A 13,607-nucleotide genomic window follows, 5' to 3' on the forward strand; every position below is an offset into this window, starting at 1 on the left:
CTAAAAGTAGAGTAGCCAATCGGTAATGAGAGCCTTACCCTCCGGCGGGCGCACTCTGCCGGTCAGGGCCTTGTGTGCAGGCTTTCGAAGTCGTCGAGGCTCTTGCGGTAGAAGGCCAGGTCGTCCTCCAGCTTCGCCCGGGTCAGGCGCTGCGGCTCGGTCTCGCGCACGGCTCGGCCCAGGTCGCTCCAGAAGGCGTCGGGCGGCAGCTCGGCGGCCTCCGGCGGGAAGAACTTCAGCGCCTCGGCCAGGGCGTCGGCGGCGAAGCGCCAGCCGGTCGCCACGGCGTCGTACCGCTCGGGGGAGGCCGGGCCGGCGGCGTAGAACAGGCCCTCCTCCAGGGCGCGGCTCGCGTACGTGGTGGCGATCAGCACCCACTGGCCGGGGTCGAGCAGCTCCGACAGGCCGGTGCCGAACGTCGCGCCGGTCTCCCTGGCCGCGCGCTCGGCCTCGACGGGGACCTCGACCTCCACGTCGCCGAGCCGCACCCGCAGGCTCTCGGCGTCCTGGTCGACGGTGGCGCCGCGCGAGGCGCCCGGCGTGCCGGAGTGGGCCACCAGGTCGATGTAGACGTACGCCTCGACGAGCGAGCGGCCCAGACCCTGCTCAGGCATACTCACCCGCCAGCGCCTGGTAGGTGTCGCGGACGACCAGCAGCCGGTCGAGCTGGAACCTGCCGGGCTCGGCCGCGCGCACCCCCTGCCCGCGGTCGGACCAGAACCCGTCGTCGGGCACCGCGTCCGCGCCCGCCGGCACGAACTTGACGACCTCCTCCACCGCCGCGGCGGCGATCCTCAGCGTGCGCAGGGCCTCGGCCCGGTCGGCCACCGGCACGTCGCTCGCCGTCAGGTCGGCCACCCACAACCACTCGCCCGCGTCGAGCAGCTCCGACGGCTCGGGGCCGCCGAACGTCGGGAACCCGGCGGGCAGCACCGGCCGCTCCGGCAGCCCGAACACGAACTCGCGCGGCGTGCCGCACTCCTCGCACGGGCCGAAGTAGCGGTTGACCAGCTCGCCCTCGACGTCGACCAGCCCGTTGCGCCAGGTCGTGTCGGTGGACCCGCAGGCGCAGGGGTTGAGGTCGAGGTAGAGATGCGCCTCGTCCCTCGTCCGCGCCACCGCGAAAGTCATAGCCGTCCTCTCCTCGGGGTACCCATGATGCCCGACGTCCCGCCTGTCACACCGCCACCGCCTCGGGGTCCGGCGTCACCAGCGGGGTGTCGTTCAGCCGGAGACCGCACACGCACGGGCCGTCGTCCGGGCACACGCACTCGGCCGCGGGCGGGTTCCAGCCGGTCGTGTTCGCCAGCACGCGGATCCGGTCCAGGACGGCGGGCCAGTCGCGGGGGCGGCGGCCGTCCGCCAGGGTGGCCAGCTGGGTGGCCACCTGCGGGGGGAGCAGCCGCAGGATCTCCGGGCGGGCCCCGGTGACCAGGTCGAACAGCACGCCCAGGCGGCCCGGGCGCTGCCTGGTGTTGGCCACGCGGGCCTGGCGCACGGCCTCGTGCAGCTCGGCCAGCTCCTGGCTGTCGGCGGGCGGCAGGCCCAGCGCGCGGGCGACGGCGGCGGCGGCGGTCCCGGCGGCGGCCCGCTCGTTCGCGCCGACCGTGCGGGCCGGGTCCACGTCGTAGGTCAGCACGCCGGGGTCGGGCTCGCCGGACCCGGGCCGCCGGACGTCGACGGTGATGGGCGCCCGGCCGGGCAGCACGATGTCGAGCAGGCCGGGGCCGTGGATCACGACGCGCCCGCCCATGAGGGCGGCGGCCCGTACGACGGCTCCGGCGGCAGCCGTCTCGGGGAGCGTCGCGTGGCCGCGGATCGCCGTGACGTCGGCGGGCGTGAGGTCGCCCGAGCGGGACAGCTCCGCCAGCCTGGACGGCGCGCCCTGCTGGTCGCCGGTCAGCCCCAGCCGCCGGGCCTCCTCCTGGAGCGCCGCCCGTTCGGCGCGCGAGCGGATCGGGCCCGCCTCGGCGACCGCCCGCGCCAGCCCGCGCAGCCGGGCCAGCGCCGCCGCCTCGGCCGGACCGGGCCGCCCGCCCTCGGCGGGACGGGCCTGCGCCGGACGGCCGGTGGCGGGGTCGCCCGCGAGCGTGGCGGCGTGGGCCGCGACGTGCTCGGCGACGGCCGCCGTGGCCCGGGAGCCGGCGTCGGCGGGCACCCGCAGCGTCAGGTGGCCGGGAGCGCTCGACTCGACGGTCACCCCGGTCGCGCCGGGCGCGGCCTCGGCCAGCGTCAGCGTGAACTCACCGCCTGGGGTGGTCACCGTGAACGCGTCCGCCGGCCCCACGTGCGGGGCGGCGCCGTTGACGGGAGCGGCTCCCGGGGCGATGGCGGGCACGCCGGCGATCTCGGCCAGCTTGCCGAGGCCCGGCGGCGAGGTGTCCAGGCCGGTGGCCGAGCCGCCGTTGAGCAGGCGGGCGATCCGGCTCTGCGGCTCGGGGACGGCCGGCGCGCGGGGCCCGGTGCCCCACGGCGGAGCCGGTGGGGTGTGGCCGCGCCGGCGGATGTCCTCGGCGAGGGCGTCGATCGCCGCCGCCAGGCGCTCGCGCCGGGCCGGGTCGGTGGTGGCGTGCCACTTGTCGGACAGGTGGGCGTGCTCGTCCATGCGGGGGAGCAGGCACAGGTCGGTGCCCTCGGTCTGCTCGCCCTGCGGCGACGTCCTGAGCACGCCCTGCGGCATGCCGGCGGCCGCCGCGGTCGCCGTCTGGACGACGTGCGAGAGGTCGTGGACCAGGACCGACGACACCAGGTCAGGATGCACGCGCCCCCAGATCCGCAGCAGGTGTGGATCCTCGGCCGTGCCCGCGCGCGGCACGGTGAGCGCGTTCAGGCCCTCGCCCGGCTCGCCGACCTCCACGCGGACGTGCTGGTCGGGCGCGCCCGGCACCTGGACGGTCAGGACGTCGTCCCCGGTCCAGCTCACGTGGGCGGCGGCGCCGCCGAGGTCGACGGCGGACAGGGGCTGGCCGCGCAGCTCGTCCAGGCTCAGGTCGGGCACCCCTTCGGGGCGGGCCGACCTGCTGAACAGCGTGTTCTCGATCGCGGGGGACGGCATCCCGGCGGCCGGCGTCACGCCCTGCGCCACGCTGCCGCCCACCGGGTTCGTGTGCTCGGCGGTGGCGGGAGCGGGGGCGGGCCAGGCGGGCGGCGGGGCGGGCGCGGGGAGGGCGTCGACGGCTGCGAGCGCGGCCTTGACCTGCTCGGTGAACGTGCCGTCCGTGCTCGGGTTCATGTAGACGTCGCGCAGGTCGAGCCCGGCGCCGACGGCCGCGTCCAGCAGGTCGGGGGCCAGGCCCGCGAACGCGTCGGCGAAGCCGCCGTCGGGCGTCTCGCTGTACAACGAGCCGTCCGGCAGGACGCGGTAGCGGTGCAGGCCGTCGGCCTCCCAGACCGCCACCCTGGCCACCTCGCCGCGGTCGCGGGCGGCCATGCGGGCCTCCTGGAGGGTCTGGATCGGGTTCTGGTTGTCGGAGGCGGGCACGAAGGTGAACGTCGCGGGCGGCGGGCCGCCGGGGCGCGGCGGCCCGAGCCGTACGCCCGCCGCCATGCGCTCGCGCAGCTCCTCGATCTCCTCCCCGAACATGACCACGTCCACCTCGCCGGTCGATGCGCCCGGCAGGTGCACGGGGTCGCCGACCGGGTGCTCGTTGCCGTCGCGCAGCCGCGCCATGTACTGGAAGTCGAGGTCGTAGTCCACCCGCAGACGTACGGTGTAGAGCTTGCCCTTCTCGAACATGCTGCGCTCGCGGCGCGCCCCGTGGTGGTCGCTGACGTTCTCGGACGTCTGCTCCCCGCCCTTGACGCCGCCGTTCACCCCGGTCGACTTGTCCGACCCGTTGACGCCCCAGCCCACCGGGGTCGTGTGCCCGCGGGAGACGGTCACATTCTGGGCGTCGGCCTGCCGGTCGACCTGCCCCTTCTCCCCGTCGTACGGCCCGGCCACGATCGTCAGGTCGGACGTGCGGGCGTGGACGGTGACCGTCACGCCCTGGTCCTTGAACTTCTGCCTGGTCACCGGGACAAGCGGCTCGCCGGCGGGGTCCGTCATCCGTTCGAACGCGGTCAGCAGCGCCGACGGCGCCAGCCGCCTGATCAGCTCGGGGCGGCGTTCCTGGACCGCCGCCGCGCCCAGCATCTTGGTGAGCTGGGCGGTGACGACCTCGTACAGGCTGGGCTTGGCCGGGCTCTCCCGCAACGCCTGCGTGAAGAAGCCGGGATGCAGCTCCGCCTGCCGGGGGTCGGTGTTCATGACGACCGGCCCCGGGTCCTCCGCGACGGGCCTGGTCATGCCGGTCGGGATACGCCGCACCAGCGTGGCGTTGTAGACGACCGGCGGCGTGGCGCGCGGCTTGCGCTGGAGCCTGTCGGCGGTCTTCTTGGCGCCGGCCGGGATCCTGCCTCCCCGTACGGGACGGCGCTCCACCTCGATGACGACCCGCATCTGCTGCTCCACCTGGGTCAGCCCGTTGAACAGGCCGATCCGCTGCAGCCGCGTGTTCTGGTGGTTGGTGGAGCCCGAGTACCCGCGTCCGCGGTCGGTGGACAGGCCGCCGCCCTGGCCGCCGGTCGGATCGCCGGTGGTCGAGTCGAGGCCGGCCGAATAGGACCCGTTGTACGACTCCGAATGCGTCTGGTCGGTGTACCGGTAGTGCTGGACGATCAGACCGGCCTGCGACGTCTGACTGAGCATCCTGGCCGTGCGCGGGTCGCCGACGGGTTCGAGGCGTACCCTGACCGTCACCTCCTCGGCCTGCGTCACCTGTGCGCCCTGCTGGACGTGGTAGCTGCGTTCGAAGCCCCGCGTTGACCACATGTCGGCGACGTGGATCACCGCGGCGTCCTCGGAGAAGTCGACGTTCAGCTCTTCGCCGAGGGTGGTGCTCTCGTCCAGCGCCCCGGGCACGGCGTCCTGCACGGCGCTCCGGACCGCGTCGATCACGTCGACCGGGTTGCCGTTCTCGTCCGTCAGGGTCAGCGACTCGGTCGCGCTCGCGCCCACCGACTGGTCGTACGGCGGTGCGAGCACCACGTCTCTGGAGCGTTCGAGCTGCTCGGCGGCGTCGTCGAGGGCCTGGTCGAGCTTCTCCTGCGGGCTTCCCGGGGCGGGGGAGCCGAGCCCGGCGACCTCCTTGAGCTTGGTCAGCAGGGCCTGCGGGGTGTGGCGCTCGGTGTACTCGTTGGTGACCCCCGACTGCGCCATGTCCATGACGTAGCGCTGCACCAGCGGGACCGCGATGCTCCGGTCGAGGGTCAGGCTGCCGTTGAGGAACCGTTCGACCGCGTCGCCGACCAGGTGGAGCGGCAGGTCGAGGTCGCCTTCCGCGTACATCAGCAGCGCGTCGTCCTCGGCGACCGCGAACAGCGCGGTGCCGGAGACGGTCTCCGTCCTGGACCCGCTGACGGTGATGCGGTCGCCGGTCGGCACCCCGTACTCGACGCTTTCGGAGCCGGTGAGGGTGAGATCGACGGTGCTGCGCAGCATGTAGTGGCGGCCGAAGTCGATCAGCAGTTCCTCGCTGCCCCAGATGTCCGTGAGCGCGGTGGACTCGGACGTGCCGCCGGACCGGGAGGGCAGCGAGAGCGAGCCGCCGTCGCTGGTCGTGCCGCCGTCGTCGAGGTCGGAGGCGCTCGTCGACATCCCCGTGGACAGACCGGACGAGCCGCCCCACGAGATCCCCGCGCTGCCGAGCCCGAACTTGATCTTGCCGGTGACGTGGTCGACGACGCCCACCACCTCGGTCTCGCCGATCTCGCCGGACACCGACAGCGACGAGCGCGTGGGGCCGCCGTTCGGCCGGATCGCGCCGTCCGTGGTGAGCGGCCGGTTCAGCAGCTTCGGATGGCCGACCAGGTTGCGCACGTTCAGGAACGTCATGAGGTGCTGGAGGGCCACGGAGTCGGCGGTCGTGCCGCGTGGCAGCACCTGGCGGGCCGCGTCCAGGGGACGGCCCACGTCCACGTGCAGCAACTGTGCGATGGACCTGAGCTTCGGGGACATCCGCCCGATCGGCGCGGGCGGCGTCTCCTTCGTCGACGGGAGCAGGTCGGCGGCGAAGACGAGCTGGGCCGAGCCCTCGGTGGTCGCGATCGTCGTCGTCGTGCCGTTGTGCAGCAGGTCGGCGGTCATGTGGTGGCCCAGCTTCAGGATCGCGACCGGGCCGTTGCTCTCCTCCAGGGTCACGATGTTGGTCGTGCCGCCGGCGCTGGAGCCCGCCGTACGGGTGCGGTTGCCGCCGCCGTTGACGCCGACCTCGTGCGTGAGGCCGTCCTGACCCTTGTTCGGGCCGTCGCTCTCGCTGACCGACGCGCCGCCGCTGTACGTCCTGGACCTGTTGATGGCGCGGGCCGAGGTGTCGGAGCCGATGTCGAGGTTGACCACCGTCTGGGTGTCGGTGTGACCGACGTAGGTCACGTCGTCGAAGTCCTGCTGCAGCGACAGGTGCAGCGTGTAGTGCTCGGGGGCGGCGTTGAGACCGTGCAGCGTCAGGTCGAGGACGATGCCGTCCTGAGCCAGGGAGTCGTAGGCGGCGCGGATCCGCTGCTCCGACAGTTGCTCCATGAGCTCCTGCTCGTTGAGGATCTGGCTGGCGCGGGCGAGCCTGTTGGTGGAGTACTCCGGCACGCCGTTCACGACCTTCGGGATGACCCCCCGATCGGCCAGCTCCTTCATGACCTTCTTCCGGAACTCCTCCAGCCCCTCGATCTCCTCCACCAGCGCCGGGCCCGCGCCGCGCATCTTCCCCGGCCCCTCGCCGAGCCATACGGGCAGCTCCGGCTTGCGGCCGGGCGGCGGGGCGGGGTTGGGGTCGCCGCGCAGGACCTGGTCGCCGTTGGCGTCGGTGACCGGCTGTCCGCCCTTGCGGACCAGCGCGGCGCTGTCCACGGGCAGGCCGAAACGGTAGGCGGCCTTCTCGCGCATGTCGGCCAGCGCCGTGCTGCGCACCGGCGTCAACGTGACGGGGGGCTCACCGAACCGCTCCACGGTGAACGTGGTGACCACCACGAGCCGGTAGCTCTGCTTGGGGTGGGTCATGCGGCGCACGCTGGGGTGGATCGCCTGCTTGTTGGCCGTGGCCGAGTACGACCGCGACGCCCCTCTCGCTCCGTTGGCCTTGGGGCCGATCTTGGGCTGGTACCCGCCGAGATCCACGGCCGCCAGCCCCGGGGCGTTGAACCCGGCCGAGGCGCTGCCTTCGAGCGAGGCGCCCGAGGACGCGCTCGCGGGTGTCGCGACGAAGTCGACCAGCACCTCCTCCTCCCACTCCTCGGAGGTCGAGCCGCCGACCGGCTGGGAGAGCTCCACCACGACCCGGCTCTCGGCGCGTACCCGCACCTGCGGTTCGCCGTTCTTGGTGAAGACGCGCTCCAGCCCCTCGTTGACCGCGGTCCGCAGGCTGTGGGGCAGGTTATGGGTGACGAACCCGCGCAGCGCGTCGCGGGCCGGGGTGCCGACCTCGGCGTAGTCGCCGCCGAGCACGTCCGCGAGCATGTCGACGGCGCCTTCCAGGTCGCTCATGCTCTGGACGACGACGTTGGGCATCTTCTCGCGGCGCTTGGCCCTGTCGATCCACTCCAGCCTGCGCGGCGGCTGGTCGGTGGCGGAGTGCGAGAACCACACCCGCTGGCTCGACGAGTCGCCGGGAGCGCCGGAGTCGACCGTGACGGTGCCACGCCAGTTCTCGTCCTGGCCGGTGCGGATCTCGGCCGTCCAGGTGGCGGCGGCGTCGAACAGCAGCGACTCGCTCCGGTTGTCGGTGACCGAACCCCTCTGGGCGAACATGCCGGCTCCGCCGCCGTTCGACCAGTTGCGCCCGATCGAGGCGCCGATGCCGACGCCCAACAGCTCGGTCATCATCCGCGTCGCGGTGTCCTCGGGCAGGAACTGGGCCAGGACGCTGGTGTCGAAGCCCATCGACAGCCCGCCGCTGCCCGCCTGGCTGACCGAGGCCGTACGGCCGGCCTGGTGGAACAGGCCCACCATCATCTCCGACCCCTTGATGGCCGGATCGAGCACCTCGACCAGGTCGGCGAGTGTCAGCTTGATGCGCACCTCGGCGGCCTTGCCGTGGTGCCCCACCTGCACGACGAGGCCGTCGGCGGAGACGGCCTTGTGGAAGTCCGCCCGGATCGCCCCCTCCAGCTCGTGCGTCGTGAACCTGTGGCCGATGCCGTTGTCGGCCAGCAGGTCGTTGACGGCGGTGGTGAGGGCGGACACGTGGGCCAGCCGGCCCGTCGGCTGGGCCGCGGCCAGGTTGATCTCCTGGGGCAACGCGGCGGCCAGCGCGTCCAGGTACGCGGCGTGCTGCCGCAGGACCTGGTTGGCCAGCCGCTCGGCGACGGGCCGCATACCGACCGGCCCGGCGGGCGCGCTCGGGTTCTCGATCTCGTTCAACGCCGTGAGCAGCTGCTGGTACGTCTGCCGGGTCCGGGTCGCCTCGCGCAGCGCGACCTCGTACGCGTCGGCGATCCTGGTGTGCCGTTCCCGGGTGGCGCGATGGGTGCGGCTCTCCGCCCGCGCCTTGCGCGCTCGCTCCGCGTGGCCCTGGTCGTGCTGCCTGTCGGCCTTCCGTGCCTCCTGCCGCGACTTGCGGATCGCCTCCTTGGCCTCCTCGGCGCTCTTCCGCTTGGCGTCGATCTGCTCCTGCATCGCCGCCTCGGCCCGCTTGAGCGCGTCGATGACGGCCGGCAGCTCCTCGCGCGCCGGGCGGCCCTGCGGCAGCGGCGGCGCGTGCGTGGGCCGGGACCCCGGCTTGGGGGCCCACGGCGGCAGCGGCGGGGTGTGGCCGCGCTCGGTGAGCTGGCGGGACACGCCGTCGATGTCGAGGGCGAGCAGCCGCTGCTCCTGCGGCGTCGGCGCGGCGTGCCACTGCTCGGCCAGGAACGCCAGCTCGTTGAGCTGGGCCTGGGCGCACATGTCCTGCGTGGGCTCGCTGGTCGCCCGCTTGCGGCGCAGGAAGCCCCGCCGCTTGGGGGCGGTGTCCTCCTGGAGCTTCTGCAGGGTGTCGGTGATCTCGTGCAGCCAGACCCGGGAGACCTGGCTCGGGTTCATGCCGGGGGCGAAGTGCACGACGTGGGCGTGCTGGGCGTCCTCGCCGGTCGAGAGCTCGGTCTCGCCCATGAGCCCCTCGGTCATCTCGCCGATGACCGGGCGGAAGTGGTGGGTGCCGTTGTTCCTGGTCCGGACGACGAGCGTGCCGTCGGCCGACCAGGTGATGTCCTGCACGTCCTGGTTGAGGAAGTGGGACGTCCGCAGGGCGTCGGCGCCCGCCTCGACCTCGTCGGGCTGCAGCGAGGTGCCCGGCCGGGCGTCGGGGACGTGCCGGGTGCCCGGGACCGGCCTCGACGTGACCGTGCCCGGCCTGCTCGTGGCGGGCTGCCGGGTCTCGCCCGCCTCCTGGGCCAGCAGCACCAGCGCGGTGGCCTCGGCCTGCAGCTCGTCGGCGTCGGTGACCTCGTCGGCGCGGGTGTCCAGGGCGGCGCGCACGCGTCGCATGGTGGCGGCGCGGATCACCCGTACGCTGCCGTCGGGGGAGGGGATGAGGAGGTCGCCGTTCGGGCCGATGACCGCGCCGGGGAAGTCCACGGTGAGCGAGTTCATCAGCGCGTTGCGGGCCCGGACGGTCGCCAGGACGGGTGTGGGCGGCGGCGCGTCGTCGGGGGCGGCGGCCGACGTGGTGGCGGGGGTGTCGTCGTTCTGCGGGGCGGCCTCTCCCTGCTGGTCGCCCTGCTGCGCGATCGGCCCCTGCTGGTTGTCCTGCTGCGGGTTCTGCTGGTTGTCCTGTTGTGCGTTCGGCTGGTTGTCCTGCTGGGCGTTCTGCTGGGTGTCCGGCTGAGCGTCCGACTGGGCTGCCGGGGCAGGCTGGGCGTCCTGCTGGGGGGCCGGTTGCTGCTGGTCGTCCTGTTGGGCGTCCTGTGAGTCGTCCTGGGCCTGGGAGTCGTCCTGGGCCTGGGAGTCGTCCTGGGTCTGGGGGGCGGCGGTGGTCTGCGGAGCCGGTGCGGAGCCGGTCTTCGCCTTCGGGTCCGGGGTCTGCGGTGTCGTGTCGGAGTCCGCCGCAGAGTCGTCGGTGGTGTCGTCGGTGGAGTTCTCGTTGGTCTCGGCCCGGGGTTCGCGGTCGGTGTTCTGCCGGTCGTCCCGCGAGGTGGAGCCGCGGCGCGGGCCGGCGTCGGAGTCGGGGGCGGTGGGCGTGCCGCGCCTGACGTCGTCGTTCTGGCTGGAGGAGGGCGCGCCGGCGTGCGCCGCCCCGGCGGGGACGACGGGCCCGCCGCCCACGGGGGCCGGGCTGCCGGCCGGCGGGTTCCCGCCTCCGGCGTTGGGGTCGCCGCCACCCGCGCGGGCCGCGTCGGTACGGGCGGCGGTGTCGTAGGCCGAGGCCAGGGCACTGACCGGGTTGGCCAGCGTCGTGTACACCTCGGGGTTGAACGGGCTGATCGACCCGGTACGCCCCGCGCCGCCCATGAAGCCGCCCATGATGGAGTCGGCCGAGAACGGGTTGTCCCACTGGCCGTACACCATGCCGTTGGCGAAGAAGCTGCCGACCGGGGAGGCGATCGTGTTGGTCAGGCCGGTGGTCATCGCGCGGCCGGGGAAGCCCGGCATGTGCCGGGTGAGGCGGGAGACGGGCCCGGACAGCGCGGTGCCGGCGAGCGCGCCGCCGCCGGCGCCGATGATCGCCGCCTGGGACTTCTTCCAGTCCCATTCCTTCCTGGTGCCCATCTGGATCTGCTGGTACTGGGCGGCGGCGTCGATGAAGAACTCTTCGCCGATCTCCTCGATCAGCTCCTTGCCGATCGCGGAGCCGAGCAGCCGGGTGATGAGGCCGCGCCCGGTGGCGCCGCTGAGCGCGGTGACCCGGGCCAGCTTGCCGGCGCCCACCTCCCTGGCGCCGATCATGGCGAGCCGGACCAGGATCCGGCTGATCGCCGCGCGGCCCGCGGCCGCGTACGGCCCGATGATCGCCGTCGCGGAGCCGGCGGTGAAGAAGGCGACGAAGAGCGCGATGGCGATGGCGACGACCGTGACCCAGAACGCCACGTTGACGGACAGCTTGGAGTACTGGGTCTCGACCGCGAAGTTCTCCGACTGGCTCAGGTAGTTCTGCGACTTGCCGGCCGCGCCCGCCATGCCGGCGCCGTGGCCGTACAGGTACTTGGCGCGGGAGACGAAGTCGGCGCTGGCCGGCGAGGACCAGCCGGTCGCCACGGTGCGCACGGCCGAGCCGGCGCGCGGCGCGGTGCCGATCGCGCCGGCGGCGAGCGCGTGGTAGGCGTGGGCGAGCTTGGACATCCCGCTCTCGCTCGCCTCCGGCCACTTCTGACCGGCCGACAACATCGGGATCAACCAGTTGACCACCCAGTCGGGCAGCACCTCGGTCTCCCAGACCGGCTCCACGTCCCGGTCGATGCGGACCGGGGGCTGGATGGTGGGCACACCCGGCGAAGCGTGGGAAGTCGGCCCCTGGGGGCCGGTCGCGCTGTGCGTCACGCGTCAGACCTCTCGCGCCTTGAGGTCTTGCTCGATGGCGGCGTCCACGCCGAGGGTGTTGTCGATGCTCGCGCGCAGCCTGCCGCACGCGTCCATCATCTGCTTGGACAGCTCGACGCACTGGTTGAGCATGCGATTGGGGCCGTCGTCGCGGAAATGGGAGTTCATGAACGCCCGGCCCTCGGCGCCGTTGCCCCAGGGCGCGGCGGCCAGCGCCTCGACGACCGCGGCGACCAGCCGCTCGGACTCCTTCTCCCAGTCCTCGGCCATGGTGGTCCACTGGGAGATGCCCGAGTCCACGACGGGCTTGATGATCTGGGTGCCGTCCCAGGGCCTCATCGGCTGCCTCCCATGCGGTCGGCGAGCCGGGCCATGACGGTTTCGAGGTCGCCGCTCAGATGGGCCTGGAAGTCCTCGCGCGGGATCACCGGCTCGAAGATCTCGGTGACGCGCTCCTGGGCGCGCTCGGCGGCCAGCCGGGTGGTCTCGGCGATGGTGTCGGCGAGCTGACGGGCGTCGGGGCGGCGGTAGATGCGCGGGTCGAGGTCGAGCCGGATCAGCTCGCCGCGCGAGCCGACGGTGACCGACACCAGGCCGTCCTTCGAGGTCTCGGTCACCTGGACGGCCTTGGCCTGCTGGTGCAGCTCCATGCCCACGTCCTGGATCTGGCGGAACATGTCGCGCAGCTCGTCGCCGTATGCCCGCATCCCCGCCACGTCAGGAGAATCCATGACACCCCCGCCCCCATGCCGCGTGTTTCTTACGTCACATGCACCTTTCAGGTCAGTTTCTGTCACATGAACAACAGGAGACAAGAGCCAATCCTCAAAAAGGCCCATCCTGTGGACTTATCGCCACAAGTTCCTCGCGCAGCTCGGTGATCTCCGTCCGCGGGGCCCACGCCCGGTACACCCCCCGCTCGATCCGCTCCAGCCCCAGCGCGAGCGCCGCGGGCGCGGAGCCGCCCAGGTATTCGAGCAGGAGCAGGCCGTCCCGCTCGTCGTGCACCTGGAACCGCTCGCCCCGCCAGGTGCACTCCGTGGTGACGAACTGCAGGGACGCGCACTCGGTGAACGGCACCGTGCGGACGTGGCAGCCGGGCTCGACCTCCTCGAAGCCGTCGGCCGGGCCGGTGGTGCGCAGGCGTACCCACAGCTCCAGGGGGTGCGGCTCGGGGCTGGCCACGTAGTCGGCGCCCTGCCAGTGGGCGCGGTAGAAGTGCCAGGTCATGCCGCCGCCTTCCGGCCGATCAGCAGCCATCGCCGCAGGTCACCGTGGTAGAGAGCGCGCCGGTGCTCGGTGCCCTCGTGGGTGAGCTCCCAGATCTCCGCGCCGTGCGGCAGGCCGACGCCGTACACCTTGTACTCGCGGATGACCTGGTCGACGTTGGGCACCAGGCCCATGCCCACGAACGGCGGCTCCTCGACCACCCAGCCGGCCACCGCGTCCCGGCCCTGTTCGTCGAGCCCGCCGTACGGGGTGCGGTAGAGGTCGAGGCCGACGGGATGCCAGCGCAGGATGTTCAGCGAGCCGCCCTCGGTCAGCATGTCGGGCTGCCCCAGCGCGTCGGCCAGCACCCTGGGCGTGGCGATGTGCGAGACGTCGAGGGCGTGGTGGCAGTAGCCGGAGACACGCGGCTCGGCCGTCGCCAGCAGGTCGCCGATGTCGGCCGGGGACAGCAGCTTCTGCACCACCGGCACCCCCGACCCGGGCGCCAGCCGCAGGTCCTGGACGAGCGTGGGCACTGCCAGCCTGGCCAGCGTCCCCGGCTCCAGCAGGAACGAGGCCCCGAGGCCCGGGTTGACCGCCAGGCCCCATCGCGGGTCCGGCCAGCCCGCCGCCAGCTCGGCGGGCGAGACGATCCGGCAGTGCGTGGCCAGGCCGCCGGTCGCGGTCACCATCGCCTCGACCGAGGTGAAGGCGAGCACCCACGTACGGCCGGAGTCCGTGGCCGTCGCCCACGCGGGCGGCTCGGTCCCGGCCGCCGCGGCGGCGGTGATCGGCAACGCCAGGTCGGCGTCGCGGAGCAGGCCCAGGCACAGGGCGGTCTGCCCGTCCTGGTGGGCCGCCCACAACTGTTCCTCGAACGGCGTGGCCGGCAGATGATCAGTGGACGTCATCCGCC

General features: G+C 73.3%; 7 protein-coding genes. All 7 read right to left on the bottom strand.

What is annotated here, in order from left to right; all coding sequences use genetic code 11:
• Positions 1-62: 62 nt before the first annotated feature.
• The gene (locus tag AB0J46_RS44790) at positions 63-614 is read right to left on the bottom strand and encodes a hypothetical protein (RefSeq protein ID WP_364341504.1); all 552 of its coding nucleotides are present in this window, start codon (positions 612-614) and stop codon (positions 63-65) included.
• Positions 607-1,131 carry a hypothetical protein gene (locus AB0J46_RS44795; protein WP_364341506.1) on the bottom strand — a complete coding sequence of 175 codons (525 nt, stop codon included), beginning with the start codon at positions 1,129-1,131 and terminating at the stop codon, positions 607-609. The genes AB0J46_RS44790 and AB0J46_RS44795 overlap by 8 nt, the downstream gene beginning before the upstream one ends.
• Positions 1,132-1,177: 46 nt before the next feature.
• Positions 1,178-11,428 carry a hypothetical protein gene (locus tag AB0J46_RS44800; protein ID WP_364341508.1) on the bottom strand — a complete coding sequence of 3,417 codons (10,251 nt, stop codon included), beginning with the start codon at positions 11,426-11,428 and terminating at the stop codon, positions 1,178-1,180.
• 57 nt (positions 11,429-11,485) lie between these two features.
• The gene (locus tag AB0J46_RS44805; protein ID WP_364341510.1) at positions 11,486-11,821 is read right to left on the bottom strand and encodes a hypothetical protein; all 336 of its coding nucleotides are present in this window, start codon (positions 11,819-11,821) and stop codon (positions 11,486-11,488) included.
• Entirely contained in the window at positions 11,818-12,213 is a 396-nt protein-coding gene (locus AB0J46_RS44810) for a YbaB/EbfC family nucleoid-associated protein (RefSeq protein WP_352360836.1), read from the bottom strand. Before AB0J46_RS44810 ends, AB0J46_RS44805 begins: the two co-directional genes overlap by 4 nt.
• A 94-nt stretch (positions 12,214-12,307) precedes the next feature.
• Positions 12,308-12,712, bottom strand: a complete 405-nt coding sequence (locus tag AB0J46_RS44815; protein ID WP_364341512.1) for a hypothetical protein — start codon at positions 12,710-12,712, stop codon at positions 12,308-12,310.
• Complete coding sequence (locus AB0J46_RS44820) at positions 12,709-13,602, bottom strand: SseB family protein (protein ID WP_364341514.1); 894 nt, start codon at positions 13,600-13,602, stop codon at positions 12,709-12,711. Before AB0J46_RS44820 ends, AB0J46_RS44815 begins: the two co-directional genes overlap by 4 nt.
• Positions 13,603-13,607: the final 5 nt, after the last annotated feature.

Origin of the sequence: Nonomuraea sp. NPDC049758, assembly GCF_040674635.1 — a bacterium.
In the GTDB taxonomy this organism is placed as follows: Bacteria; Actinomycetota; Actinomycetes; order Streptosporangiales; family Streptosporangiaceae; genus Nonomuraea.

Excerpts from the sequence above, each read along its gene's own strand:
- AB0J46_RS44820 (WP_364341514.1), bottom strand. The coding sequence starts at position 13,602 with ATGACGTCCACTGATCATCTGCCGGCCACGCCGTTCGAGGAACAGTTG.
- AB0J46_RS44795 (WP_364341506.1), bottom strand. The coding sequence starts at position 1,131 with ATGACTTTCGCGGTGGCGCGGACGAGGGACGAGGCGCATCTCTACCTC.
- AB0J46_RS44815 (WP_364341512.1), bottom strand. The coding sequence starts at position 12,712 with ATGACCTGGCACTTCTACCGCGCCCACTGGCAGGGCGCCGACTACGTG.
- AB0J46_RS44810 (WP_352360836.1), bottom strand. The coding sequence starts at position 12,213 with ATGGATTCTCCTGACGTGGCGGGGATGCGGGCATACGGCGACGAGCTG.
- AB0J46_RS44790 (WP_364341504.1), bottom strand. The coding sequence starts at position 614 with ATGCCTGAGCAGGGTCTGGGCCGCTCGCTCGTCGAGGCGTACGTCTAC.
- AB0J46_RS44805 (WP_364341510.1), bottom strand. The coding sequence starts at position 11,821 with ATGAGGCCCTGGGACGGCACCCAGATCATCAAGCCCGTCGTGGACTCG.